The 24,365-nt window shown below is 67.1% G+C and carries 22 protein-coding genes and 1 tRNA gene; 14 read left to right on the forward strand and 9 right to left on the reverse strand.

Annotation, left to right across the window (positions count from 1 at the left end; translation table 11 throughout):
* Positions 1-143 precede the first annotated feature (143 nt).
* The 3 genes from LIN44_RS06105 to LIN44_RS06115 all read left to right on the forward strand — a co-directional run bounded on the left by LIN44_RS06105 (position 144) and on the right by LIN44_RS06115 (position 3,482).
* Positions 144-1,469 (forward strand): NAD(P)/FAD-dependent oxidoreductase, encoded by a 1,326-nt coding sequence (locus LIN44_RS06105; protein ID WP_227313962.1) that lies wholly within the window; start codon positions 144-146, stop codon positions 1,467-1,469.
* Positions 1,470-1,602: 133 nt separating this feature from the next.
* Positions 1,603-2,481 (forward strand): dienelactone hydrolase family protein, encoded by an 879-nt coding sequence (locus LIN44_RS06110; RefSeq protein ID WP_227313963.1) that lies wholly within the window; start codon positions 1,603-1,605, stop codon positions 2,479-2,481.
* Between the two features lie 119 nt (positions 2,482-2,600).
* The gene (locus LIN44_RS06115; protein WP_227314345.1) at positions 2,601-3,482 is read left to right on the forward strand and encodes a ZIP family metal transporter; all 882 of its coding nucleotides are present in this window, start codon (positions 2,601-2,603) and stop codon (positions 3,480-3,482) included.
* Between the two features lie 5 nt (positions 3,483-3,487).
* On the opposite strand, the gene LIN44_RS06120 is transcribed toward LIN44_RS06115, so the two are convergent.
* From LIN44_RS06120 to LIN44_RS06130, 3 genes are all read right to left on the reverse strand, one after another.
* Positions 3,488-4,345: a sulfurtransferase gene (locus LIN44_RS06120; RefSeq protein WP_227313964.1), complete on the reverse strand. Its 858-nt coding sequence runs from the start codon at positions 4,343-4,345 to the stop codon at positions 3,488-3,490.
* Between the two features lie 55 nt (positions 4,346-4,400).
* Complete coding sequence (locus LIN44_RS06125; protein ID WP_115704142.1) at positions 4,401-5,324, reverse strand: DMT family transporter; 924 nt, start codon at positions 5,322-5,324, stop codon at positions 4,401-4,403.
* A 186-nt stretch (positions 5,325-5,510) separates the two neighbouring features.
* Entirely contained in the window at positions 5,511-6,614 is a 1,104-nt protein-coding gene (locus tag LIN44_RS06130) for an aromatic ring-hydroxylating dioxygenase subunit alpha (protein WP_227313965.1), read from the reverse strand.
* 376 nt (positions 6,615-6,990) lie between these two features.
* Between LIN44_RS06130 and LIN44_RS06135 the strand changes: the two genes are divergently transcribed.
* The 4 genes from LIN44_RS06135 to folE2 all read left to right on the forward strand — a co-directional run bounded on the left by LIN44_RS06135 (position 6,991) and on the right by folE2 (position 11,158).
* A complete protein-coding gene (locus tag LIN44_RS06135; RefSeq protein WP_227313966.1) occupies positions 6,991-7,323 on the forward strand; it encodes an exodeoxyribonuclease VII small subunit in 333 nt (110 codons plus the stop codon).
* The gene (locus tag LIN44_RS06140) at positions 7,320-8,204 is read left to right on the forward strand and encodes a polyprenyl synthetase family protein (protein ID WP_227313967.1); all 885 of its coding nucleotides are present in this window, start codon (positions 7,320-7,322) and stop codon (positions 8,202-8,204) included. The genes LIN44_RS06135 and LIN44_RS06140 overlap by 4 nt, the downstream gene beginning before the upstream one ends.
* 25 nt (positions 8,205-8,229) lie before the next feature.
* Positions 8,230-10,146: a 1-deoxy-D-xylulose-5-phosphate synthase gene (gene dxs / locus LIN44_RS06145; RefSeq protein WP_227313968.1), complete on the forward strand. Its 1,917-nt coding sequence runs from the start codon at positions 8,230-8,232 to the stop codon at positions 10,144-10,146.
* A 208-nt stretch (positions 10,147-10,354) separates the two neighbouring features.
* The gene (folE2, locus tag LIN44_RS06150) at positions 10,355-11,158 is read left to right on the forward strand and encodes a GTP cyclohydrolase FolE2 (protein ID WP_227313969.1); all 804 of its coding nucleotides are present in this window, start codon (positions 10,355-10,357) and stop codon (positions 11,156-11,158) included.
* 240 nt (positions 11,159-11,398) lie between these two features.
* On the opposite strand, the gene tsaD is transcribed toward folE2, so the two are convergent.
* Positions 11,399-12,433 carry a tRNA (adenosine(37)-N6)-threonylcarbamoyltransferase complex transferase subunit TsaD gene (tsaD, locus tag LIN44_RS06155; protein WP_227314346.1) on the reverse strand — a complete coding sequence of 345 codons (1,035 nt, stop codon included), beginning with the start codon at positions 12,431-12,433 and terminating at the stop codon, positions 11,399-11,401.
* A gap of 155 nt (positions 12,434-12,588) precedes the next feature.
* Between tsaD and LIN44_RS06160 the strand changes: the two genes are divergently transcribed.
* The 4 genes from LIN44_RS06160 to dnaG all read left to right on the forward strand — a co-directional run bounded on the left by LIN44_RS06160 (position 12,589) and on the right by dnaG (position 16,783).
* The gene (locus tag LIN44_RS06160) at positions 12,589-13,848 is read left to right on the forward strand and encodes an NAD(P)/FAD-dependent oxidoreductase (RefSeq protein WP_227313970.1); all 1,260 of its coding nucleotides are present in this window, start codon (positions 12,589-12,591) and stop codon (positions 13,846-13,848) included.
* A 134-nt stretch (positions 13,849-13,982) separates the two neighbouring features.
* A complete protein-coding gene (rpsU, locus tag LIN44_RS06165) occupies positions 13,983-14,195 on the forward strand; it encodes a 30S ribosomal protein S21 (protein ID WP_012353470.1) in 213 nt (70 codons plus the stop codon).
* 126 nt (positions 14,196-14,321) lie between these two features.
* Positions 14,322-14,771 (forward strand): GatB/YqeY domain-containing protein, encoded by a 450-nt coding sequence (locus LIN44_RS06170; RefSeq protein WP_012353469.1) that lies wholly within the window; start codon positions 14,322-14,324, stop codon positions 14,769-14,771.
* A gap of 200 nt (positions 14,772-14,971) precedes the next feature.
* The gene (gene dnaG, locus LIN44_RS06175; protein WP_227313971.1) at positions 14,972-16,783 is read left to right on the forward strand and encodes a DNA primase; all 1,812 of its coding nucleotides are present in this window, start codon (positions 14,972-14,974) and stop codon (positions 16,781-16,783) included.
* Positions 16,784-16,889: 106 nt separating this feature from the next.
* Here the strand turns inward: dnaG and LIN44_RS06180 are convergent, their stop codons facing one another.
* Complete coding sequence (locus tag LIN44_RS06180) at positions 16,890-17,297, reverse strand: hypothetical protein (protein WP_227313972.1); 408 nt, start codon at positions 17,295-17,297, stop codon at positions 16,890-16,892.
* On the opposite strand from LIN44_RS06180, the gene rpoD reads away from it, so the two are divergent.
* The 3 genes from rpoD to LIN44_RS06195 all read left to right on the forward strand — a co-directional run bounded on the left by rpoD (position 17,287) and on the right by LIN44_RS06195 (position 20,928).
* Positions 17,287-19,563, forward strand: a complete 2,277-nt coding sequence (gene rpoD, locus LIN44_RS06185; protein WP_227313973.1) for an RNA polymerase sigma factor RpoD — start codon at positions 17,287-17,289, stop codon at positions 19,561-19,563. The two genes, LIN44_RS06180 and rpoD, sit on opposite strands and share 11 nt — an antisense overlap.
* Positions 19,564-19,573: 10 nt before the next feature.
* Positions 19,574-19,652: transfer RNA gene (locus LIN44_RS06190), tRNA-Ile, on the forward strand.
* Positions 19,653-19,815: 163 nt separating this feature from the next.
* Positions 19,816-20,928 carry a hypothetical protein gene (locus tag LIN44_RS06195; RefSeq protein ID WP_227313974.1) on the forward strand — a complete coding sequence of 371 codons (1,113 nt, stop codon included), beginning with the start codon at positions 19,816-19,818 and terminating at the stop codon, positions 20,926-20,928.
* Positions 20,929-21,221: 293 nt separating this feature from the next.
* Here LIN44_RS06195 and LIN44_RS06200 read toward each other — a convergent pair whose 3' ends face one another.
* The 4 genes from LIN44_RS06200 to LIN44_RS06215 all read right to left on the reverse strand — a co-directional run bounded on the left by LIN44_RS06200 (position 21,222) and on the right by LIN44_RS06215 (position 24,352).
* Positions 21,222-21,932 (reverse strand): endonuclease/exonuclease/phosphatase family protein, encoded by a 711-nt coding sequence (locus LIN44_RS06200; RefSeq protein WP_227313975.1) that lies wholly within the window; start codon positions 21,930-21,932, stop codon positions 21,222-21,224.
* Between the two features lie 117 nt (positions 21,933-22,049).
* Positions 22,050-22,589, reverse strand: a complete 540-nt coding sequence (locus tag LIN44_RS06205; protein WP_227314347.1) for a glycoside hydrolase family 19 protein — start codon at positions 22,587-22,589, stop codon at positions 22,050-22,052.
* 52 nt (positions 22,590-22,641) lie between these two features.
* Positions 22,642-23,472 (reverse strand): DUF4239 domain-containing protein, encoded by an 831-nt coding sequence (locus LIN44_RS06210; RefSeq protein WP_227313976.1) that lies wholly within the window; start codon positions 23,470-23,472, stop codon positions 22,642-22,644.
* 4 nt (positions 23,473-23,476) lie between these two features.
* Positions 23,477-24,352 carry a hypothetical protein gene (locus tag LIN44_RS06215; protein WP_227313977.1) on the reverse strand — a complete coding sequence of 292 codons (876 nt, stop codon included), beginning with the start codon at positions 24,350-24,352 and terminating at the stop codon, positions 23,477-23,479.
* Between the last annotated feature and the right edge of the window lie 13 nt (positions 24,353-24,365).

Below are 24,365 nucleotides of genomic sequence, written 5' to 3' on the forward strand. Positions count from 1 at the left end.
CAACCGGCTCGCTGCCCCTGCGTGGTGGTATCGAATGAAGCGACTGCTGAGTCAGCGTGCGGCGCTTGCCAGCCATGCTGCGATGCAGCAAACTGTGGCAAACGCCTCAGGCCAAGAATTTACAAAAACGCAGCAGGTAGACCATGACAGAAACAAGGACGCACCGCATCGTCGTCGTCGGCGGCGGGGCAGGGGGGCTGGAACTGGTAACGAAGCTGGGCGACAAGCTCGGCCGCAAGGGCGCGGCGCAGGTGGTGCTGGTGGACCGCCTGCCCACCCATATCTGGAAGCCGCTGCTGCATGAAGTCGCCGCCGGCAGCATGGATCCCAACACCCACCAGCTGGAATACGCGGCGCAGGCGCGCTGGCATCATTTCGAGTTCCAGCAGGGCGAGCTGACCGGCATCGACCGCACCCGCAAGACCATCTCTGTGTCGGCCTGCGTCGACCAGGACGGCGCCGAGCTGCTGCCCGCGCGTGAGCTGCCGTATGACACGCTGGTGCTGGCGATCGGCTGCGTCACGCATTTCTTCGGCGTGCCGGGCGCGGCCGAGCATGCCATCGCGCTCGACACCGTGGCCCAGGCCGAGCGCTTCCGCAAGCGGCTGATCGCCGCCTGCGTGCGTGCCCAGAACGGGCGCGGCCGCGTGGACGGCGACGGGCGGCCGCGCGTGGACGTGGCCATCATCGGCGCCGGCGCCACCGGCGTCGAGCTGTCGGCGGAACTGCGCAACACCGCGCATGTGCTCAGCGCCTATGGCCTGCACCGCCTGGACCCGCGCCGCGACGTGCGTATCCACGTGATCGAGGCCGGGCCGCGCATCCTGCCGGCGCTGTCCGAACGGGTCTCGGCCGAGACCGCCAAGCTGCTCAGGAAGCTGGACGTCGACGTCTTCACCAGCGAGCGCGTGACCGAGGTCACGCCGCAGGCCGTGCTGACCGCCAGCGGCAAGACCATCGATGCCGACCTGACGGTGTGGGCCGCCGGCATCACCGCGCCCGCGGTGCTGGCCAGCCTGGGCCTGCCGGTCAGCCGCCAGGGCCAGATCGTGGTCGGCCCGACGCTGCAGAGCGAGGGCGACCCGGACATCTTCGCCTTCGGCGATTGCGCCAGCTGCCCGTGGCCGGAGAAGCAGACCGCGGTGCCGCCGCGCGCGCAGGCCGCGCACCAGCAGGCCACCTTCCTCTACGAGGCGCTGTGCGCGCGGCTGGCGGGTCGGCCGCTGCCGCGGTTCGCGTTCAAGGACTTCGGCTCGCTGGTGTCGCTCGGCCACTTCAGCGCGGTGGGCAGCCTGATGGGCGGGCTGATCGGCGGCTCGATGTTTATCGAAGGGCTGCTGGCGCGCTTCATGTACACCTCGCTGTACCGGATGCACGTAATGGCGCTGCACGGCGCGGTCGGGATGGCGCTGGATACCGTCTCGCACTGGCTGCGCAGCAAGACCAGTCCGCGCGTCAAGCTGCACTGACGCGGGGCCCAGGCCCCCCGCTTGTGGGTGGGGGCGCCGGCGGGCCTGCGCCGCCATGTTTTCTCCATGTCTGCTTAAAATCGGGCGCGGGCGCCGCGTGGCGGCCCAGCCACCAACGATCCTGGAGACAAGCATGCTCAAACCAGAAGTGGACAGCCTGGTCCCCGGCCAGACCTTCGACCGCCGCGGCTTCGTCAAGACCGCGCTGGGGTCCGCCTTTGCCGCCGCCGCCTTGCCGGTGATGGCCCAGCAGGCGATCAAGACCGATTTTGCCGGCCTGAACGCGGGCGAGGTCACGATTCCGTCGGGCGGCTTCAGCATGCCGGCCTACCGCGCCCAGCCGGAAGGGAAGAAAAACCTGCCGGTGGTGCTGGTGATCAGCGAGATCTTCGGCGTGCACGAGCATATCGCCGACGTGTGCCGGCGCTTTGCCAAGCTGGGCTACCTGGCGATCGCGCCCGAGCTGTTCGCGCGCCAGGGCGATCCGCAGAGCTTCGGCACGATCCAGGAACTGCAGCGCGAGGTGATCGCCAAGGTGCCCGACGCGCAGGTGATGGGCGACCTGGATGCCGCCGTGGCCTGGGCCGGCGCCAATGGCGGCGACGTCTCGCGCCTGGCCATCACCGGCTTCTGCTGGGGCGGCCGCGTGACCTGGCTCTACGCCGCGCACAGCCAGCGCCTGAAGGCCGGCGTGGCCTGGTACGGCCAGCTGGCGCCCGAGCCGACGCCGCTCAAGCCGAAGAACCCCATCGACCTGGTCGGCCAGCTCCATGCGCCGGTGCTGGGCCTGTACGGCGGCAAGGACACCGGCATCCCGCTGGCGCAGGTGGAGCGGATGAAGGCCGCGCTGGCGTCGTCGGCCGATCCTGACGCCAAAAAGTCGCGCTTCATCGTCTATCCCGAGTCGGGCCATGCCTTCCATGCGGACTACCGGCCGAGCTACCGCGAGGCCGATGCCAGGGACGGCTGGCAGAAGTGCGTGGACTGGTTCCGGCAGCACGGCGTCGCCTGACCTGGCAACGGGGCCCGCGCGCTGCCTGCCGTCCGACGGCAGGATTGCAAAGTCCCGGCGGATACGTACAATGCGGCCTTTGAGTTATTGCAACATTGTTGCGTTTGCCGCCCGGCGCGATGCGGGCGGAACGGCGGCGCCGCCCGGCACCGCCACCCCGGGAGCCCATCATCCATTCGACGCTTTTGTACATCCTGCTCGCCGCCACGATCTCGGGGGTGGGCAGCATCTTCGGGGCGGCGCTGCTGTCGCTGACGGTGGCGTCCCGCGTGGTCGAGCGCATGGTGAGCTTTTCGGTGGGCGTGCTGCTGGCCACCGCGCTGCTGCATTCGCTGCCCGAGGCGTTCGAGTCCGGCGCCGATCCGCGCGCGCTGTTCGGCACCTTGCTGGCCGGGCTGCTGGGTTTCTTCCTGCTCGAAAAGCTCTCGCTGCTGCGCCATTCACACCATCACGAGGGCGACGGGCACCACCACCACCACGGCCATGACCGCGAGGAAGCGGGCCGCAGCGGCCTGACCATCCTGGTCGGCGACACCTTCCACAACTTTGCCGACGGCATCGTGATCGCGGCGGCGTTCCTGGCGGATCCGCATATCGGCGTGGTCACCGCGCTGGCGATCGCGGCGCACGAGATCCCGCAGGAAGTAGGCGACTTTATCGTGCTGCTCAACGCCGGCTTCTCCAAGGCGCGCGCCTTCGCCTTCAACCTGCTGTCGAGCCTGGCGGCGATTGCCGGCGGGGTGGTCGGGTACTTCCTGCTCGACCAGCTGAGCGGATGGATCCCCTACGTGCTGGTGATCGCGGCCAGCAGCTTTATCTACATCGCCGTCAGCGACCTGATGCCGCAGATGCAGCGCAAGCCGCGCTGGCGCGAGTCGGCGATCCAGGTGGTGCTGGTGGCAGCGGGGATCTCGGCCATCGTCTTTATCACCAATGGCGTGCACGAACGGCACAGCCATGGCGGGCACGGCCAGGCCGCGCCCCACGCTGCGTCACACTAGCCGGCTCAGGCCGCGCCGGTCGCCACCGGGCGCGCCGGGTCGGCACACCACTCGCTCCATGACCCGGGATACAGCGCCGCGCCGCCCAGGCCGGCAGCTTCCAGCGCCAGCAGGTTGTGGCAGGCGGTGACGCCGGAACCGCACTGCATCACCGCCTGCGCGGCAGCGTGCGGGCCCAGCACCGCGCCGAATTCCGCGCGCAGGGTCTCGGCCGGCTTGAAGCGGCCCTCCGCGTCCAGGTTGTGCTTGAAGAAGCGGTTGACCGCGCCCGGGATATGGCCGCCGACCGGGTCCAGCGTCTCGTTCTCGCCGCGGAAGCGGTCCGGCGCGCGCGCATCGACCACCAGCAGCCGGCCGCTGTCGAGATTGGCGACCAGCGCATCGGCATCGACGGTCGGCACCAGCGACTTGCCGCGGCGGATCTTGCCCGGGAATTCCGGCTCCTGCGCGGCATCGTGCTCCAGCGGCAGGCCGGCCTTGACCCAGGCGTCCTTGCCGCCATCGAGCACGGCCACGGCATCGTGGCCGATCCAGCGCAGCAGCCACCACAGCCGCGCGGCGAACATGCCGCCCTGGGCGTCGTAGGCGACCACCGGGGTGTCGTCGTTGATGCCGAGCGCCTGCAGGCGCGCGACCAGGTCGTCGGCATCCGGCAGCGGGTGGCGGCCATTGCGGCCGTTTTTAGGGCCGGACAGCTCGTTGTCCAGGTGCATGTAGAAGGCGCCGGGCAGGTGGCCGGTGCGGTAAGCCTCGCGGCCGGCGGCCGGGTCGGCCAGGTCGAAGCTGCAGTCGATGACGACGCAGCGGCCGGGGCCGGCCAGCAGAGACTGCAGTGCGGTGACGGAAATCAGCGGTTTCTGCATGGGAATCCTGTAGCGGTCGGAGAGAAAAATCTAGCGCAGTCGGGCTTACCGGATGCTACACCTCGGGGTGCACTTCCGCCTCCGGCGACTTGACCGGCGTGGCGGGCGTCGGCTTGGCGTCGGTGCCCTGGCGCGCGCGCATCAGCGTGGTGGCGATGCCGCTGGCGATGATCAGCGCCATGCCCAGCCACGACAGCCAGTTCAGGCGGTCGGACCAGATCAGCATGCCCCACACGCTGGAAAAGACGATGCCGGCGTATTGCAGGTTGGCGGTCAGCAGGGTGTTGCCGCGCTTGTAGGCGCGCGTCATCGCGGTCTGGCCCAGCGTGGCCAGGATGCCGATCGCCAGCAGCAGGCCGGCGCCGTACCAGGTATGCGGACTGGTGCCGCCCAGCAGCATCCAGACCAGCCCGGCGATCATGCCGACCAGCGAGAAATAGAACACGATGCGGCCCTCGGGCTCGCCCAGCTGGCCGAGCTGGCGCACCTCGACATAGGCCAGCGCGGTGAACATGCCCGAGATCAGCCCGACCAGGCCGCCGGTCAGCTGGTCCTTGCCCACGGACGGCTGCAGCAGGCAGATCACGCCGGCAAACGACAGCAGGATCGCCAGCACCAGGCGGCGGTCGGCGTTGCCGCCGGTGCCGGCCAGCGCCGCGCTGGCGCCCAGGATCAGCGCGATCCACACCGGCGACATGTAGTTCAGCGTCATCGCGGTGGCCAGCGGCAGCAGCGAGATCGAGGTGAACCACAGCATCAGCGAGGTCACGCCGAACACGCTGCGCTTGATATGCGACAGCATGTATGGGGTGCGCACCGAGACCCCGCGCGAGGACAGCAGCACCCACATGATCACCACGCTGATCAGGCCGCGGTAGAAGACGATCTCGCCGGTGGTATAGAGGTCGGACGCCAGCTTGACGCCAACCCCCATCAGCGAAAAGGCGAAGGCGGCGAACAGCATCCAGAGCGATTGCATGGCGAGGGCGCGGTGAAGCGAGCAGGAGCGAAGGAGAGGAGGCCGGCGCGCGAGCGGGGCTCTGCGGCTCCGCGTCAACCGCGCCGGACAATGATTCTAGCAGCGCACATCGCCCGCCAAAGCAAAACGGACCGCCGTGGCGGTCCGTTGCAGGAGGCTCGATGCCTGATTTGTGCGCTGATCGCACTAGCCGGCGTAGGCCATGGCGCGGCGGTACCACTCATGGAAGTGCTGCATGCCGTCTTCCATCGGCGACTGGTACGGGCCGACCTCGCTGGTGCCGCGCTTGAGCAGCGCCAGCCGGCCGGCATCCATGCGTTCGGCGATTTCGTCGTCCTCGATGCAGGTTTCCATGTAGGCGGCGCGCTCGGCCTCGACGAACTCGCGCTCGAACAGCGCGATTTCCTCGGGGTAGTAGAACTCCACCACATTGCGGGTCTTGCGCGGGCCGATCGGGTGCAGCGTCGAGATCACCAGCACGTTCGGGTACCACTCCACCATGATGTTGGGGTAGTAGGTCAGCCAGATCGCGCCGTGCTTGGGCAGCACGCCGTTGTTGAAGCGCAGCACCGCGTCGTGCCATTTCTGGTACGTCGGGCTGCCGGGGCGCTTCAGGCCGGCGTGCAGGCCCACGGTCTGCACGCTGTGCCATTCGCCGAACTCCCACTTGAGGTCGTCGCACGAGACGAAGCTGCCCAGCCCGGGGTGGAACGGCACGACGTGGTAGTCCTCGAGGTAGACCTCGATGAAGGTCTTCCAGTTGTAGTCGCACTCGTGCACCTCGACGTGGTCGAGCATGTAGCCGTCGAAGTTCAGGTCCTGCGCCACGCCCAGCCGCGCCAGGTCGGCGCGCACGTCGCGCGGGCCCTCGAACAGCAGGCCGTTCCAGTTCTGCAGCGGCGAGCGCTTCAGGTGCAGGCAGGGCTGCTGGTCGAAATGCGGCGCGCCGAGCAGTTCGCCCTTGAGGTCGTAGGTCCAGCGGTGCAGGGGGCAGACGATGTTCTGCTTGTTGCCGCGGCCGTTCAGCATGATGGCCTGGCGATGGCGGCAGACGTTGGACATCAGCTCGACGCCGGCGGCGTTGCGCACCAGCATGCGTCCTTCGTCCTCGGCCTTGAGCGTGTGGTAGTCGCCGGTTTCCGGGACCATCAGTTCGTGGCCGACATAGCCCGGGCCATTCCGGAACAGCAGTTCGAGTTCTTGTTGATGCAGCGCTTCGTCGAAGTAGACGCCGACGGGCAGTTGCGAATCAGCCGGCGCCAGGTTGAGCGCGGTGCTGAGATTGGACATTATCCCCACTCCCAGATGAACAGGTGAAAGCAGTGAACAACCCAACCATCGAAAATGGAATCGATTTGGGAAAGACTGCCGCCCGGCGTGAACGCTCTCGCGACCCCTGGCGGCGAACGGGGGATTGTACCCGACCCGAAAAGTTAAGGGACTGATTTTTTTGCCTTTTTAGCGAAAAAGTCGACCCGGGTCGTCATCGGGGTGCCGTAGCGGGCGCATTCGGAAAGACGACCCGAGCGCACAAGTCACTTCTGGCCGGCGAGCACCGGATCGGGGCACGGTATCCCCCTGCAAGATGGGGGCAGGCGCGCGCTTTGGCGTAAAATCCGGGCTTCCCCATCCGGGTTTCCCCCGGTTCCAGATTCCAGGGCCTGATATGCCAAAAACGACGACCGCTCCGGTCCAGACCGACAACACCGCCGACGCCGCCGAGTCCGCCTCGGCGCCGCCCGCCTCCTACGAGGCGGCGATGGCCGAGCTGGAAACGCTGGTGGCCAGCATGGAAAGCGGCGAACTGCCGCTCGAGGCCTCGCTGGCGGCCTACCGCCGCGGCGCCGAGCTGGTGCGCTACTGCCAGCAGAAGCTGGAGCGGGTCGAGCAGCAGGTGCGGGTGCTGGAGGGCGACGTGCTCAAGCCGCTGGCGGGGGAAGGCAACGGCGCCGATGGCGGCAATGGCGGCAATGGCGCGCAGGGGACGGACCAGGCATGAGCGACTTCGCACAATGGATGCAGGCGCAGGGCGCGCGCACCGAGGCGGCCCTGCAGGCCGCGCTGCCCGATGCCGGCACGGTGCCGCACACCCTGCATGAAGCGATGCGTTATGCTGCGCTCAGCGGCGGCAAGCGCGTGCGCCCGCTGCTGGTCCATGCCGCCGGAGAAGTCAGCGGCGCGGCCCCGGCGGCCTGCGACGCGGCGGCCTGCGCGGTGGAGATGATCCACGCCTATTCGCTGGTCCACGACGACATGCCGTGCATGGACGACGACGACCTGCGCCGCGGCCGGCCGACCGTGCACAAGGCCTATGACGAGGCCACCGCGCTGCTGGTCGGCGATGCGCTGCAGACCCAGGCCTTCATCGTGCTGGCCGAGGCCGGGCCGATTGCGCCCGCGGTGCGGCTGCAGCTGGTAGCGGAGCTGGCGCGGGCCTCGGGCTCGGCCGGCATGGCCGGCGGCCAGGCGATCGACCTGCAGAACGTGGGCCGGGCCATGACGCGCGACGCGCTCGAGGCCATGCACCGCATGAAGACCGGCGCGCTGCTGCGCGCCAGCGTGCGCATGGGCGCCCTGTGTGGCGAGATCGATGCCGCGGGGCTGGCCGCGCTGGACCGCTATGCGGCGGCGGTGGGATTGGCGTTCCAGGTCGTAGACGATATTCTGGACGTCACCGCCGATACCGCGACGCTGGGCAAGACCGCCGGCAAGGACGCCGCCCACGACAAGCCGACCTACGTGTCGCTGCTGGGCCTGGACGCGGCCCGCGAACTGGCCGGGTCGCTGCGCGCCGAGGCGTACGAGGCGCTGGCCGGCTTCGGCGAGCGCGCCGCGCGCCTGCGCGACCTGGCGGACCTGATCGTGCTGCGCACGCACTAAACTGAGAGCCGGCCGAACGGACATCATGACCTACGCACTCCTCAACAAGATTGACGCCCCCGCGGACCTGCGCAAGCTCGACCGGCGCGAGCTCCAGACCCTGGCCGACGAACTGCGCGCCTATGTGCTGGAGTCGGTCTCGCAGACCGGCGGCCACCTGTCGTCCAACCTGGGCACGGTCGAACTGACCATCGCGCTGCACTATGTCTTCAACACCCCCGACGACCGGCTGGTGTGGGACGTGGGCCACCAGAGCTATCCGCACAAGATCCTGACCGGGCGCCGCGAGCGCATGCGCACGCTGCGCCAGTGGGGCGGCATCTCGGGCTTCCCGCGCCGCAGCGAGAGCGAATACGACACCTTCGGCACCGCGCACTCGTCGACCTCGATCTCGGCCGCGCTGGGCATGGCGCTGGGCGCGCGCACGCTGGGCCAGAAGCGCGTCTCGGTGGCGGTGATCGGCGACGGCGCGATGACCGCGGGCATGGCGTTCGAGGCGCTGAACAACGCCGGCGTCTACAAGGACCTGCCGCTGGTGGTGGTGCTCAACGACAACGACATGTCGATCTCGCCGCCGGTGGGCGCGCTCAACCGCCACCTTGCGCGGCTGCTGAGCGGCCAGTTCTACGCCGCCACCAAGAAGGGCATCGAGAAGGTGCTGTCGGTGGCGCCGCCGGTGCTGGAGTTCGCCAAGCGCTTCGAGGAGCATGCCAAGGGCATGATGGTGCCGGCGACGCTGTTCGAGGAATTCGGCTTCAACTACATCGGCCCGATCGACGGCCACGACCTGAATTCGCTGGTGCCGACGCTGCAGAACATCCGCGAGCGCGCGCTCGAGGGCGGCGGCCCGCAGTTCCTGCACGTGGTCACCAAGAAGGGCCAGGGCTACAAGCTGGCCGAGGCCGACCCGATCCTCTATCACGGCCCGGGCAAGTTCAATCCGGCCGAAGGCATCCGCCCGGCCGCCAAGCCCGCGCGCAAGACCTACACCCAGGTGTTCGGCGACTGGCTGTGCGACATGGCCGCGGCGGACAAGCGCCTGGTCGGCATCACCCCGGCCATGCGCGAGGGCTCGGGCATGGTCGAGTTCGAGAAGCGCTTCCCGGAGCGCTACTACGACGTCGGCATCGCCGAGCAGCATGCGGTGACCTTCGCCGGCGGCCTGGCCTGCGAGGGACTGAAGCCGGTGGTGGCGATCTACTCGACCTTCCTGCAGCGCGGCTACGACCAGCTGATCCACGACGTGGCGCTGCAGAACCTGCCGGTGGTGTTCGCGCTGGACCGCGCCGGCCTGGTCGGCGCCGATGGTGCGACGCACGCGGGCGCCTACGATATCGCCTACCTGCGCTGCATCCCCAACATGATGGTGATGACGCCGTCCGACGAGAACGAATGCCGCCAGCTGCTGACCACGGCGTTCCAGCAGGACTGCCCGAGCGCGGTGCGCTATCCGCGCGGCTCCGGCCCGGGCGCGGCGATTGCCGCCGACCTGGCGCCGGTGCCGGTGGGCCAGGGCGTGGTGCGCCGCGAGGGCGGCGCGCGCGCCGGGCACCGCGTCGGCCTGCTGGCGTTCGGCTCGATGGTGCAGCCGGCGCTGGGCGCGGCCGAGGCGCTCGACGCCACGGTGGCGGACATGCGCTTCGTCAAGCCGCTCGACGTGGCGCTGGTCAAGCGCCTGGCCGCCGACCACGACTACCTGGTGACGGTGGAAGAGGGCAGCGTGATGGGCGGCGCCGGCAGCGCCGTGCTCGAAGCGCTGGCCGAAGCCGGCATCGACAAGCCGGTGCTGACGCTGGGCCTGCCCGACCGCTTCGTCGACCATGGCGATCCGGCCTACCTGCTGCAGCAATGCGGCCTCGACGCGGCCGGCATCGAGCGCTCGGTGCGCGAGCGTTTCGGGCTGGAGCAGCCCAAGGTCACGGTCGCCTCGCGCGTGGCCTGATCCCTGCCAGCCCGAGGGAATTCGGGCCGCCGCGCCACGGGTGCGTCCGAATTCCCTTACACTCCGACTTTTGTGTTCGCAGCTGCGGGTCGGCACGCCAGTGCCGGATCCCGTGGTTTCACACTCGTTGCGCGGCATGGAGGGACTGCGAAAATGCCGCGACCGTAAGGGCTTGCGCTTGCCTGCGCAACCCTGGAGGAAACCGTAGATGAATGACATCAACCCCGCCTTCGTGATGCCCGACGTCCAGTCGAGCCCCGACACCCGCCAGATCCCGATCCAGCGTGTCGGCGTGAAGGGCGTGCGCTATCCCGTGACCCTGAAGACCCCGGCCGGCATTGTGCCGACCGTCGGCACCTTCAACCTCGACGTGCACCTGCCCGCCGAGCAGAAGGGCACGCATATGTCGCGCTTCGTCGCGCTGCTGGAAGAAGAGCGCGCGCCGCTGGAGCTGGCCAGCTTCCGGCAGATGCTGGACAAGATGCTGGAAAAGCTTGAAGCCGAGGCCGGCCGCATCGAGGTCACGTTCCCTTACTTCATCAGCAAGATCGCGCCGGTGTCCGGCGTGGAGTCGCTGCTGGACTACGAGGTCACGCTGACCGGCGAGGTGCGCAACGGCGCCACGCGGGTGTTCCTGAAGGCGCTGGTGCCGGTGACCAGCCTGTGCCCGTGCTCGAAGAAGATCTCGCAGTACGGCGCGCACAACCAGCGCTCGCATATCACCATGAACGTAGAGCTGGCCGGCGAGCTGCCGGTCGAAGCGCTGGTGCGCATGGCCGAGGAAGAGGCTTCGTGCGAACTGTGGGGACTGCTCAAGCGGCCCGACGAAAAGTTCGTCACCGAGCGCGCCTACGAGAACCCCAAGTTCGTCGAAGACCTGGTGCGCGACATCGCCATGCGGCTCAATGCGGACGAGCGCATCGTGGCCTATGTGCTGGAGGCGGAGAACTTCGAGTCGATCCACAACCACAGCGCGTATGCGGTGATCGAGCGGGACAAGCGCGTCGGCTGATCGGGTTGTTGCTGCTATGGAAAAGCCACCGAAGTCGGTGGCTTTTTCTTTGGGCGTGTCGTTGCCGCGTGTTTGCTCCCCTCTCCCGCGCTGCGGGAGAGGGGCAGGGGGTGAGGGCAGGCGCTGGCATACCAACACGCGTTACTTCGTCGATGCGCCCGGCCCTCGCCCCAACCCTCTCCCGCACGCGGGAGAGGGAGCACCCAAGCGGTCATTGCAGACGCTTGAGTAAATCAACGTTCAGGCCGCCGACGGCAACCGGATATCCGCCAGATCCCAGCGCGGCGTCACGCCATAGCCATACTCATGCCGCGCCAGCTCCGGCGCTGCCTGCAAGCGCATCGCCCCCGCAAACGCGATCATCGCGCCGTTGTCGGTGCAGAACGCCAGGTCAGGGTAGTAGACCTCGAGCTTGCGCTGCTTGCCCAACTGGTCCAGCCGCTCGCGCAATTGCCGGTTGGCGCCGACGCCGCCGGCCACCACCAGCCGCTTGTGCCCGCTTTGCTTAAGCGCCGCCATCGACTTGGCCGCGAGCACGTCGACGATCGCATCGACAAAGGCACGCGCCAGGTTGGCGCGATCCTGCTCGCAGGTATTGGCGAGCTTGCGGGTTTGCGTCAGCACCGCGGTCTTCAGGCCGGCGAAGGAGAAATCCAGGTTGCCCGAATGCAGCATCGGCCGCGGCAGCTCGAATGCGCCGGGCACCCCGAACTCGGCCAGGCGCGACACTTCCGGCCCGCCCGGATAGCCCAGTCCCAGCAGCTTGGCGGTCTTGTCGAAGGCTTCGCCGGCGGCATCGTCCAGGGTTTCGCCGAGCAGCGTGTAATCGCCGATGCCGCGCACTTCCATCAACTGCGTATGCCCGCCCGACACCAGCAGCGCGACGAACGGGAACAGCGGCGGCTCGCGCGTCAGCAGCGGCGACAGCAGATGGCCTTCCAGATGGTGCACGCCCACCATCGGCACATTCAGCGCGAAGCCCAGCGCATTGGCCACCGAGGCGCCGACCAGCAGCGCGCCGGCCAGCCCGGGACCCTGGGTGAAGGCAATGGCGTCGATGTCCTGTCGGGTGCGGCCGGCATCGGCCAGCACCTGCTCCAGCAGGGGCAGCACGCGGCGGATATGGTCGCGCGAGGCCAGCTCGGGTACCACGCCGCCGTAGTCGCGGTGCATGGCGATCTGCGAGTGCAGCGCATGCGCGAGCAGGCCGGCGCCGGTGTCATAGAGCGCGAGGCCGGTTTCGTCGCAGGAAGATTCGATGCCGAGGACAAGCATGGGAGCCATGACGCCGTCTCCGGTCACGGAAACAGCCGTCGAAACAAGGGTTTGCGGGAAGCGCGCAGGGTAGCACAGCGGCGCGCGGCGCGCTTTTCGCTACAATCTGCCCTTTCTCAGGCGGTGGCAAGACACATGGATTCGCGAGGCGTGCAATGAGCGGGGCAGCCCAGGCCCGGGCCGGCCGGTATGACGTGGCCGTGCTGGGCGCCGGCGCCGCGGGCATGATGTGCGCCGCGGTGGCGGGTCAGAGCGGCGCGCGCGTGGTGCTGATCGACCATGCCACCCGGCTCGCCGAGAAGATCCGCATCTCGGGCGGCGGCCGCTGCAATTTCACCAACCTGCAGGCGGGGCCGGCCAATTACCTGTCGTCCAATCCGCACTTCTGCCGTTCGGCGCTGGCGCGCTACACGCCGCAGGATTTCCTCGCGCTGATGCGCCGCCATGGCATCGCCTGGCACGAGAAACACCGCGGCCAGCTGTTCTGCAACGACAGCGCCGAAGATGTGATCGCCATGCTGCGCGCCGAATGCGACGCGGGGCAGGTGCGCTGGCAGACCGGCTGCGCGGTGGCCGAAGTCCGGCGCGAGGGCGATGACTTCCTGCTGCTGACCGCCGCGGGCGCGGTCCGGGCCGGGGCCTTGGTGGTGGCTACCGGCGGCCTGTCGATCCCCAAGATCGGCGCCACCGACTTCGGCTACCGCATTGCCCGCCAGTTCGGGCTGGGCATCGTCGAAACCCGCCCGGCGCTGGTGCCGCTGACCTTCGATGGCAAGGACTGGGCCCCGTTCGTGCCGCTGGCGGGGGTTTCGCTGGAGGTCGATATCGCCACCGGCAGCGGCAAGGCCGCGGGCGCGTTCCGCGAAGACCTGCTGTGGACGCACCGCGGCCTGTCCGGCCCGGCGGTGCTGCAGATTTCCAGCTACTGGCGTCCCGGCACGCCGGTCGCCATCGACCTGTTCGATGGCGAGGACGCCGCCGCCTGGCTGCTGGAGCAGAAGGCCGGCAGCCGCAAGCATCTGGGCAACCTGCTGGCGCAACGGCTGCCGTCGCGGCTGGCCGAGGCCTGGTGCGCGGCGGCGGGCGTCGACGCGACGCTGCCGCTGCATGACGTGACCGACAAGGCCCTGCGCAAGCTGGGGGCCGCGCTCAACGACTGGCGCATCGTGCCGTCCGGCACCGAGGGCTATCGCAAGGCCGAGGTCACGCTGGGCGGGGTCGATACCCGGGCGCTGTCGTCGACCACCATGATGGCGCGTGAGGTGCCTGGCCTGTATTGCATCGGCGAGGTGGTCGACGTGACCGGCTGGCTGGGCGGCTACAACTTCCAATGGGCCTGGGCCTCCGCGGTAGCGGCGGGGCAGGCCGCGGCCGAGGCGGCACGGCAGGCGCGGGCCGGTCAGTCGGCAGCCTGAGGTGAAGCGCATTCGTGCCGCGTGAGCCACATGCGGCACGTCAGTTGCACGCCACTTCCGCCCCGGATTGTTGGTGCTACAATCCAGAACTTCGTAACGCCGCCATCCCGAAAATACTTTCATTTTCCGGCCAAATGACTACGATCCGCCTCAAGGAAAACGAGCCTTTTGAAGTTGCCTTGCGCCGTTTCAAGCGCACCATCGAGAAGAACGGGCTGCTCCCGGAATTGCGGGCCCGCGAGTTTTACGAAAAACCCACCGCCGCGCGCAAGCGCAAGAAGGCTGCGGCAGAGAAGCGCCATTACAAGCGCATCCGCAGCCAGATGCTGCCGAAGAAGCTGTACTGACGCCGGCTTCGCGCTCGCCCCTGACCCGCTGTGGCGTATGCTCGGCGGGTTTTTGCGTTGTGGGCCTTGCAGAGGACGGCATCCGCCGCCATGTGTAAGTGCCCGCCCACTTTCTGGAAGACCACGATGTCCCTCAAAGCCCGTATCAGCGAAGACATGAAGACCGCCATGCGCGCCCGCGAAACGGAGCGCCTCGGCACCATCCGCTTGCTGCTGGCGGCGATCAAGCAGCGCGAAGTCGACGAGCGCGTGGAACTGGACGACACCGCCGTACTGGCCGTGGTCGAGAAGCTGATCAAGCAGCGCAAGGACTCGATCGCCCAGTTCCAGCAGGCCGGCCGCAACGACCTCGCCGACAAGGAACTGGCCGAGGTCGAGGTGCTGAAGGTCTACATGCCCGCGGCGCTGTCGGACGAGGAAGTAGCCGCCGAAGTGCAGCAGGCCGTCGCGGCCACCGGTGCCGCCGGCCCGCAGGACATGGGCAAGGTCATGGGCGTGCTGAAGGGCAAGCTGGCCGGCCGCGCCGACATGACTGCGGTATCCGCCCTGGTCAAGGCCGCGCTTGCACCAAAGTAAATACTGATTTAATTGGTTGTAAGCGTGATGCGGGCAAGATCGCCGCGAATCGCCGGAGTTGCGCTCCGATGTGAAGCAATCCGGGCGGGCGTTCCGCGCTGCACTACAATATTCCGATAGCAGCCGGGCGCCGCACCGGTCACGCATTCCAAAAAGGGCCGCCCGCCGTGGGACGGCCAAGCCTCAGGACGGTCAGTCGGGTGATTCCGCAATCCTTTATTCAGGACCTGCTCAACCGTGTCGACATTGTCGATGTGGTGGGCAAGTATGTGCAGCTGAAGAAGGGCGGCGCCAATTTCATGGGACTGTGCCCGTTCCATAACGAGAAATCCCCGTCGTTCACGGTGTCCCCCACCAAGCAGTTCTACCACTGCTTCGGCTGCGGCGCCCATGGCTCGGCCATCGGCTTCCTGATGGAGTTTTCCGGTCAGTCCTACCCGGAGGCGGTGCGCGAGCTGGCCCAGTCGGTCGGCATGACGGTGCCTGAAGAGCGCGACCGCCTGCCGCCCGGCCAGCGCGCCGAGCAGCAGGCGCGCTCGGTGGCGCTGTCCGACGCCATGACCCGCGCCACCGATTTCTACCGCCGCCAGCTGCGCGGCGCCCCGCAGGCGATCCAGTACCTGAAGGGCCGCGGGCTGACCGGCGAAATCGCGGGCCAGTTTGGCCTTGGCTATGCGCCGGATGACTGGCAGGGCCTGGAGGCGGTGTTCGGCAGCTATCGCGAAGACAATGTGGCGGCGCCGCTGGTCGAAGCGGGCCTGCTGATCGAAAGCGACAAGCGCGATGCGGACGGCAAGCCGCGGCGCTACGACCGCTTCCGCGACCGCATCATGTTCCCGATCCGCAACACCAAGGGTGCGGTGATCGGTTTCGGCGGCCGTGTCATGGGGCAGGGCGAGCCCAAGTACCTGAACTCCCCCGAGACCCCGCTGTTCAGCAAGGGTACGGAGCTGTACGGGCTGTTCGAGGCCCGTCATGCGATCCGGGAAACCGGCTATGTGCTGGTGGTCGAAGGATATATGGACGTCGTGGCACTGGCCCAGCTCGGTTTTGCCAATGCCGTCGCCACCCTGGGCACGGCGTGCACGCCCGTGCACGTGCAGAAGCTGCTGCGGCAGACCGACGCGGTGGTGTTCTCGTTCGACGGCGACTCGGCGGGCCGGCGCGCCGCCAGGCGGGCACTGGAGGCCTGCCTGCCGCACGTGGCCGACAACAAGACCATCCGCTTCCTGTTCCTGCCGGCCGAGCACGACCCCGACAGCTATGTGCGCGAAGAGGGCACCGAAGCCTTCGCCGCGCAGGTGCGCAACGCCATGCCGCTGTCGCGCTTCCTGCTGCAGTCGGTCACCGAGGAGCTGGACCTGCGCCAGCCCGAAGGTCGCGCCCGCGCCCAGTACGAGGCCAAGCCGCTGCTGCAGGCGATGCCGGCGGGTGGGCTGCGGCTACAGATCGTGCGCGAACTTGCCGATGCCACGGGGACGACCCCCGCGGAGATCGAGGCGATCTGCGGCCTGCGCAGCGATCCGGCGCGGGTCGGCCGCTTTGCCCAGCCGCGCCCGCGCGCGCGCCGCCAGGCGCCGACCGGGCTGGTGCAGCGGGTGATCCAGTTGCTGATGTGCTATCCGGCACTGTCGTCGCGGCTCGACGAAGATGCGCGCGCGCTGCTGCTGGAAGGCGAGGGCGGCGACAGCGAAGTGCTGGCGCACCTGGTCAGCGCCTGCGACGGCGTCCAGGGCGAGGTGAATTTCGCGGCTTTCAGCGAGCACCTGGCCCAGTCGCCCTATGCCGAGGTCTATGCCGCGGCGCGCACGGCGGTATTGCGTGAAGAGATTGAAGAGGCACCTGCAACACAGGAATTCGATGCGGCCATCACCAAGCTGCTGGCCGAGCCGCTGCGGCGGGAACTCGACAGCCTGCAGGCGGAAGTGGTGGCCGGCACGGCCGACGAGGCGGCCAAGCAGCGCATGCGCTGGCTGGTGGGCGAGATCCACCGGCGGCGCCAACTTGGCTGAGGCGCCGGCGGGCGCCCTGGCCTTCAACCGGGAGGCGGCAGCAAGCGTTGGATAAGCATTGGATCAGGGCCCGGGCCCGGCTGCGCCGAGCTTAAGCCTTGATTTTTCAGGTGAAAACCTCACCTGACAGGGAGCCGGCTATGCGTGGCGTGCTACAATAGCCGGTTTGGATTGCGAAATCTTTCTCTCCAGTTCTGGTGAAAGTGAGCGTGCCAATGGCAAAGGCCAAAGCAACCGAAAGGGTTACCTCTAAAGCTCCCCAATCAGGGAGCGGCAAGGCGTCTGTGAAAACCACGGCGGCGAAGACATCGACCGCGACCGTCAAGACGCCCGCCCGGTCTGCGCCATCAAAGTCCGTGCGCCGCGCGCAAGCGCCCGCCGTGACGACTCCCACCAGAACCCGCACATCCGAAAAGACAAAGGCCTCGACTTCGGCACGCGAGAGCGGCAAGAGCGCCAGTACGAGCGGCAAGGTTGCCGCGTCTGCATCAGCATCTGCACCAGTGAAAGGCAAGAGTATCACCGTGGCGAAACAGCAGAATACCGAAGTCGAGAGCAAGCGAGCGGCAGCCGCCGGCGCCAAGAGCGGGGGCGCCAAGCAAGGCGCCGCCGCGACGGCAGCCAAGGCGCGTGCCGCGACACCTGCATCCGTTGCATCCGAGCGTCCCGCTGCGCCGGCAATCAAGCCGGAGCCGAAAAAGCGTGGCCGCAAGCCCAAGGCCGAGATGCAGCACGACGACAGCACAACAGACGACGTGACTGAAGAGTTTTACGAGAACGATACGCGCGCGGCGGCCACACCGGCTGCGGCGCCGAAGACCGAAAAGCAGAAAGCCAAGGACCGCAAGGCCAAGGAAAAGGCCCTGCTCAAGGAGTTCGCCTCGACCCAGCAAGGCACCGAGGAAGAGCTCGAGCTGCGTCGCCAGAAGCTCAAGGCGCTGATCAAGCTGGGCAAGTCGCGCGGCTACCTGACCTACGCGGAAATCAACGATCACCTGCCGGACGACATGGTCGATTCGGAAACGATCGACACGCTGGTCGCCACGCTGAACGACATCGGCATCGCCGTCTATGAACAGGCGCCCGATGCCGAGACGCTGCTGCTCAACGACAACGCTCCGTCCGCCACCAGCGAGGAAGAAGCCGAGGAAGAGGCCGAGGCGGCCCTGTCCACGGTGGATTCCGAGTTCGGCCGCACCACCGACCCGGTGCGCATGTACATGCGCGAGATGGGCACGGTCGAGCTGCTGACGCGCGAAGGCGAAATCGAGATCGCCAAGCGCATCGAGGCCGGCCTGAAGGACATGGTGATGGCGATCTCGGCTTGTCCGGTCACCATCTCCGAGATCCTGGCCCATGCCGAGCGCGTCGCCAACGACGAGATCAAGATCGATGAGTTCGTCGACGGCCTGATCGACCCGAACGCCGACGAAACCCCGGAAGCCCCCTCGGCCCCCGCCGCGGCGGCCGACGACGAGGACCTCGAGTCCGACGACGACGAGGAAGGCGACGAGGACGATGACGACGAAGGCGGCGCCGGCGCCGGCGCGTCCGCGCGCCAGCTGGAAGAGCTGAAGCAGAACGCGCTCGAGAAATTCCGCGTGATCGCCGAGCAGTTCGACAAGATGCGCCGCGCGTTCGAGAAGGAAGGCTACAAGTCCAAGCCCTACGTCAAGGCGCAGGAAGCGATCCAGGCCGAGCTGATGGGCATCCGCTTCACCGCCCGCAATGTCGAGCGGCTGTGCGACACGCTGCGCGGCCAAGTGGACGAAGTGCGCAAGCTCGAGCGTGCCATCCTGAACATCGTGGTCGACAAGTGCGGCATGCCGCGCGCGGACTTCGTCGCCCGCTTCCCGGGCAACGAGACCAACCTCGAGTGGATCCACACCGTGGTGGCCGACGGCAAGGGCTACAGCACCATCGTCGAGCGCAACGTGCCGGCGGTGCATGAGCTGCAGCAGAAGCTGATCGACCTGCAGGCGCGCGTGGTGCTGCCGCTGAAGGAACTGAAGGACGTCAACCGCAAGATGTCGGAAGGCGAGCGCCGCGCCCGCGAAGCCAAGCGCGAGATGACCGAGGCCAACCTGCGCCTGGTGATCTCGATCGCCAAGAAGTACACCAACCGCGGCCTGCAGTTCCTCGACCTGATCCAGGAAGGCAACATCGGCCTGATGAAGGCGGTGGACAAGTTCGAATACCGTCGCGGCTACAAGTTCTCGACCTACGCCACGTGGTGGATCCGCCAGGCCATCACGCGCTCGATCGCCGACCAGGCGCGCACCATCCGCATCCCGGTGCACATGATCGAGACCATCAACAAGATGAACCGCATCTCGCGCCAGATCCTGCAGGAAACCGGCAACGAGCCGGATCCGGCAACGCTGGCCGAGAAGATGGAGATGCCGGAAGACAAGATCCGCAAGATCATGAAGATCGCCAAGGAACCGATCTCCATGGAAACGCCGATCGGTGACGACGACGACTCCCATCTGGGCGACTTCATCGAAGACACCAACACGCTGGCCCCGGCCGAGGCGGCGCTGCACGGCTCCATGCGCGACGTCGTCAAGGACGTGCTGGACTCGCTCACGCCGCGCGAAGCCAAGGTGCTGCGCATGCGCTTCGGCATCGAAATGAGCACCGACCACACGCTGGAAGAGGTCGGCAAGCAGTTCGACGTCACGCGCGAACGGATCCGCCAGATCGAGGCCAAGGCACTGCGCAAGCTGCGCCACCCGAGCCGCTCGGACAAGCTGAAGAGTTTCCTGGAAGGCAACTAAACGCTTCCAAGGGCCTCTAGCTCATGCCTGGTTAGAGCAGCGGACTCATAATCCGTTGGTGCCGTGTTCGACTCACGGGAGGCCCACCATGTGCCATAAGGGTTTGCGGGTAGTTCCGCAAACCCTTTTTTTTTATTGCTGTGTGTAATTCGAGCGTAATGCGTTGGGGCCGCGCCGCTCCCACTGTGCGGTGTTGGAGCATTGATGGGAAGTCCCGGACGCTGCCGAGGTAAGCTGCTGGCTTCCCCTTTCATGAACGAGTGGATTATGGACAGGGCGGTACGAAGGGCGCTCCTTAAACCGATCGCACGGCGGCGAGCGCAGCGTGGCAATACGATGACGTTGCCGCGTGCGCTTGATCGAATAGACATGCGTTCGCTGGCCAATGCGCACATCCCCGAAATAGCCAAGCTAGCGAAATCGCTGCAGGCAAAACCTGATCGCGATCACATCGAAGTCGCGCAGAGCTTCATCGCATTGGCCAGGTTATTGTTTGTTGCCCGCAGAATCACGGAGCAAGAGTACACATTTCTGGCATCTGCTAGCGCGGAAGCGGAATTCGAGCGGCGTGTATCCGGTGGCGAGTATCCAGAACTCGAAGATGTTCAGAGCAGAATCCGAAACGTGATGCTCGCCGAAGGTCTGACGGACGATGAGTACTGGCCTGACGGAGAAGGCTCCCTCGAATACCTCGACCTAAGCAGTCAATTCGACGTGGCATACGAACGCCGATTCATCGAAACGCTTAGTGAATTCGGGCTGGTCGATTTGGTCTCGCTCCGGAATACTAATCGAGAAGAATTTGATCGCCGACGAGAGCGGGGGCGACGCGCCATTTATCACAAGGACGAGGTCTTGGCTGCTGTCAAAGACATCGTGATCCGCTACGAGGTTGACGCACGCAAGGCAGCTTCAGTGGGCGCCTACTCAGCCGCAATTCCGATCTTGGGCGCTGCTGTCGAAGGACTGCTTCTCATTCGGTGTCTGCGCTCCAAGCGAAAATCCGAGAGGATCGCCTTAGCCTTGCCCGGAAAGAAGCGTCCCAAAAAGACGGACGATCCTACGACATGGACATTAGATGCGTTGATCGAGGTTTGCCTACATGCTGGGTGGCTCCCTCCCGTCCACACTCAGATTGCCGTTATTCGCCCGGAAAGCCTCGCGCACATCTTGCGCGGCATGCGCAACTACATTCACCCCGGGAGGGTCGTCCAAGAGCGACCTTGGGTAGAGGCGGACGAACATGAGTATAAAGATGCCGAAGCAATTTACGCTACGCTGCTTGCCACAGTGTCTAGTGCGAAATCACGGCAGGGATTAAGCGCTGCCGCACAACTTCCGCTGATCGGCGGGGAGCCAGAATAGGATGTTGCTGCCGCTCCGCAGCCTTGCTGAGCGATGGCGTGTGAGACATGCTTCCCAAGTTCGGGGTCATGCAATCTTGATGCGTTGGGAAAGCTTGTCCATAGCCTGCGCGATATGCTCGCGGTTGGCGTGAGCGTACCGCGCCGTAACTTGAATCGATGAGTGGCCCGCGATGCGCTGGACCGTGCTATACGCAATATCAATCCTGACGAAGGGCCGCACCACCACATGCCATGGCGCTGGGGCGCCCGGCCTACGATGGTCGTCATGGCTGTGGGGGTGCCCCGCCGCTGTCAATACTCCAGCACCATCCTGACCGCGTCGTGATCGCTCGGCATCTGCTCGATCAATTCGACCTTCGCCGACACTTGCTGCTTCGCCAGCACGACAAAGAAGTCGAGCTCTCGTGCTTCGCGCCCGCGGTGGGTAGCCTTGCCGCAGTGGAAGACCTGACGGTACGCATACCTCAGCTTGGCCTGGGTACGATCGTTTTCGCGGCCCAGCATGGCGTTGATGCCTCCCGGGCTGGCGTTGAAGTCGCCACCGATGACGATCAGCTCGTACTTCTCATAGCATCTGGCCTTGTCGAAAGCGCGCAGCAGCGCGCGCGTGTCGCCGTTCTGCGGCGCGGCGATCGAATGCCATGAAATGAACAGCACCTTGTCGATGGCGACGCCGCTGGCGGTGCGGCCGGCGTCGCCGCCTGCAAGCACGACGCCGTCCCGCTCGTCGACAATGTCGACCTGCGCGGCGCGAACCTGCGCGGCGAACGTGGTCTCCAGCAATGCATAGGGAATGCAGCGCTCGTCGAACGCGCCGACCGTGCATCCATCAAACACCTTCCAGTTGCCGGCGGCACCGGCGCTCACGAGCTTCTGGCTGCCGCCTTCCTGCAGCAGGATGATAGTGGGATCTATCGCGGCCATGCGGTCGATGGCCCGCTGCTTGTCTGCGCGCGTGTGGTTGCCCTGGCTATTCCACGAATAGACGATGATCTTCGACATGATATTCCCCTTGCTCTTCAAGCCTTGCCGCGGACTCCCGCATAAACGGGCTGGCGCAGGCGCGGCGTCGGCGGATGGTTGGTCATTGCGCCAGATGCGGGATATGGAGCGGCCTCTTCACGCCAGCGCCGCGGTGGCAACCTTCCAGCGCCGCAGCCGGTCTTCGAGCCCATTGGTGCCGCCGTTGATGCGCCGCGTCAGCGCGATGAAGTCGCCGCTGTCTGCCAGCGCGTTGCAACCATGCGTGCGCCACCACCATGCCGCCGAGCGCGCGGCCCAGGCGTCCTGCTCCAGCAGTTCGGGCGTGGCGGTCAGGTCGGCGCCGAGCGCGGCCCCGCACGCCGCGTAGTTGGCGCGGCCGGTAATCTGGATCAGGCCCCGGCCGCGGAAGCGCTTGCCATCGCCGGGCCGCACATTGCCGAGCGCCATGGCCTTGCGCGACGGCGGCTCGTACAGCGCCTGCGCCGGTGTCGGTCCCCATAGCTCGTGCGTGAACTGGTAGCCCAGCGACTCGTGCCCGGTCTGCGCCAGGAATGCGGCGATGCGCGCCGGGCCGGTGATGTCGTACGCCAGCATCGCTTCGCACAGGCGCGGGTACCAGCGCGCGCATTGCGGCTCGCTCAGTCCGGTGGCGGCGCGGAATTGTTCCGGTGTCATCTCCATGTTGTGTCTCCCTAGGTTGTGGTGGCAGCCGTTGCCGCAGTGCCGGTTATGGGGCTGGGTATGGCGCTGGCTGTGTCTGTGCCTGTGGCGCCGGCCACGTGCCGTTGGCCACCAGCGTGTCGATGGTGTGCCGCAGCGGGTCGGCGCTGACGCTGAATTCGCCGGCAAACGGCCGGTCGACTGCGAGCAGGAAGAAAAACGCCAGGCCGATGGTGATGGCCCACGCGGTGATCAGCGCCAGGTTGAAGGGCGTTGCCGGCAGCACGTACAGCAACGCGAACGACAGCGCGCTGACAATCAGGATCACGCCCCACAAGGTGTTCGGCATTGCCGCGTGCAGCGTCAGGATCCGTTGCTGGCGGTACTTGACCATCTCGTTGACGCGCATCAGCACCTCCCCCAGCAGCACGGTCTGGCGGCTGTCGAGCGGACGGATCCGGTTGGCAAGATCGAACATCAGGTCGAAGCGCTGCTCGGTGTGCGGATCGGGTTTGCCATGGCGCTGCATGCGCGGCCATTCGTCGTGCACCACCATCACCAGGTAGGTGCGCAATGCCGCCGCGGCGGCATCGGCGGCGCTGCTGTCGAAGGCGGCGAGGTCGCGCGCGAGTTCGCCCGCCGCGGTGGCTTCCGCAGCGACGGTGCGGTCGGCGGCGTTGTAGGTGTCCCAGACGTTGATCGCGGCAAACGCGACCAGCAGCGAGTTGATGGTGGTGATGATCGAGACCATCGACACCGCCATCGCGCGCTGCTCGGCATCGAGCTCGATCAGCGCGAAGCGGCGCGCCACTGCATAGCCGGCCAGCACCACCCCGACGATGGCCGCGACCACGATGGCGGCCATGCCGGTGCTGGGCAGGCTGTAGAGGAACAGCATGGCGCTACTCCTTGCGCGGCTCGCGCGGCGTGCTGCCGCGCACCGCGGTCTCGACGATCTCGACGATGCGCTGCAGCAGGCGGTGCACCGCGGTCGCGGAGAAGCCGCCCAGCATCGACAAGGCCGGCTTGCCGAAGCTGCGCATGCCGGCCGAGTCGAACAACTGCGGCGGCAGCATCTCGACCAGGATCAGCCCGGACATCACGCCGAGGATCAGTTGCGCGGCGTAGGCGGCATCGTACTTGGGGTCATAGGTGCCTTTGGCGATGTAGCCGTGCACCTGGAACAGCGAGGCGAACGAAGCCCCCAGACCGGCGCAGAACAGCAGGAACAGCATGTTGAACAGCAGCGTGCGGCCCGACGAGGCCAGGATGCCGGCGCGCATGTTGTCCATCGACACCTCCGCCGGCAAGCCGGTCAGCACTACTGCCAGCAGGCAGCACACCGCGGTGCCGGTCAATGCGCGCACCAGCGGCACGGGTCCGAGGCAGGCGAGCGGATGCGCGCGGCGGCGTTCGTCGTCGAGCAGCGTGATGCATTGCGGCGTCGCCGGCGCGATGGCGCGGGCCAGCTCCTGGTGGAGTAGCGCGAGCTGCTGCGCGGCAGGTCCGGTTGCGGCTTGCTGCTGCGACGAAGCCGACGGTGCCGCGGCCGGTTCGTGAGCGCTGCCGAGCAGCACGGTCCAGCCGGCCGGCATCGCGATGCCGAGCCGCAGCGCATGGCTGGCCATGGCCTCGCATTCGCGGCGCAGCTGGCCATCGAGCGGCAACGGGGCCGCCGCCGCCGCGGCAAGCCGGGGCGGTGCCGCAACGGTATCGGCGGCCGCGGCCGCGGCAGCGGCGCGCCGCAACGGCGCGGCGGTGAAGTCGAGCGTGCGCATGATCTGTGGAAGG

The organism is Cupriavidus sp. MP-37, from assembly GCF_020618415.1.
Taxonomy (GTDB): domain Bacteria; phylum Pseudomonadota; class Gammaproteobacteria; order Burkholderiales; family Burkholderiaceae; genus Cupriavidus.

Bases quoted from the DNA above. Each gene is read 5' to 3' on its own strand.
- LIN44_RS06105 (WP_227313962.1), top strand. From the start codon at position 144: ATGACAGAAACAAGGACGCACCGCATCGTCGTCGTCGGCGGCGGGGCA.
- LIN44_RS06110 (WP_227313963.1), top strand. From the start codon at position 1,603: ATGCTCAAACCAGAAGTGGACAGCCTGGTCCCCGGCCAGACCTTCGAC.
- LIN44_RS06115 (WP_227314345.1), top strand. From the start codon at position 2,601: ATGCGGGCGGAACGGCGGCGCCGCCCGGCACCGCCACCCCGGGAGCCC.
- LIN44_RS06120 (WP_227313964.1), bottom strand. From the start codon at position 4,345: ATGCAGAAACCGCTGATTTCCGTCACCGCACTGCAGTCTCTGCTGGCC.
- LIN44_RS06125 (WP_115704142.1), bottom strand. From the start codon at position 5,324: ATGCAATCGCTCTGGATGCTGTTCGCCGCCTTCGCCTTTTCGCTGATG.
- LIN44_RS06130 (WP_227313965.1), bottom strand. From the start codon at position 6,614: ATGTCCAATCTCAGCACCGCGCTCAACCTGGCGCCGGCTGATTCGCAA.
- LIN44_RS06135 (WP_227313966.1), top strand. From the start codon at position 6,991: ATGCCAAAAACGACGACCGCTCCGGTCCAGACCGACAACACCGCCGAC.
- LIN44_RS06140 (WP_227313967.1), top strand. From the start codon at position 7,320: ATGAGCGACTTCGCACAATGGATGCAGGCGCAGGGCGCGCGCACCGAG.
- dxs (WP_227313968.1), top strand. From the start codon at position 8,230: ATGACCTACGCACTCCTCAACAAGATTGACGCCCCCGCGGACCTGCGC.
- folE2 (WP_227313969.1), top strand. From the start codon at position 10,355: ATGAATGACATCAACCCCGCCTTCGTGATGCCCGACGTCCAGTCGAGC.
- tsaD (WP_227314346.1), bottom strand. From the start codon at position 12,433: ATGCTTGTCCTCGGCATCGAATCTTCCTGCGACGAAACCGGCCTCGCG.
- LIN44_RS06160 (WP_227313970.1), top strand. From the start codon at position 12,589: ATGAGCGGGGCAGCCCAGGCCCGGGCCGGCCGGTATGACGTGGCCGTG.
- rpsU (WP_012353470.1), top strand. From the start codon at position 13,983: ATGACTACGATCCGCCTCAAGGAAAACGAGCCTTTTGAAGTTGCCTTG.
- LIN44_RS06170 (WP_012353469.1), top strand. From the start codon at position 14,322: ATGTCCCTCAAAGCCCGTATCAGCGAAGACATGAAGACCGCCATGCGC.
- LIN44_RS06195 (WP_227313974.1), top strand. From the start codon at position 19,816: ATGAACGAGTGGATTATGGACAGGGCGGTACGAAGGGCGCTCCTTAAA.
- LIN44_RS06200 (WP_227313975.1), bottom strand. From the start codon at position 21,932: ATGTCGAAGATCATCGTCTATTCGTGGAATAGCCAGGGCAACCACACG.
- LIN44_RS06205 (WP_227314347.1), bottom strand. From the start codon at position 22,589: ATGACACCGGAACAATTCCGCGCCGCCACCGGACTGAGCGAGCCGCAA.
- LIN44_RS06210 (WP_227313976.1), bottom strand. From the start codon at position 23,472: ATGCTGTTCCTCTACAGCCTGCCCAGCACCGGCATGGCCGCCATCGTG.
- LIN44_RS06215 (WP_227313977.1), bottom strand. From the start codon at position 24,352: ATGCGCACGCTCGACTTCACCGCCGCGCCGTTGCGGCGCGCCGCTGCC.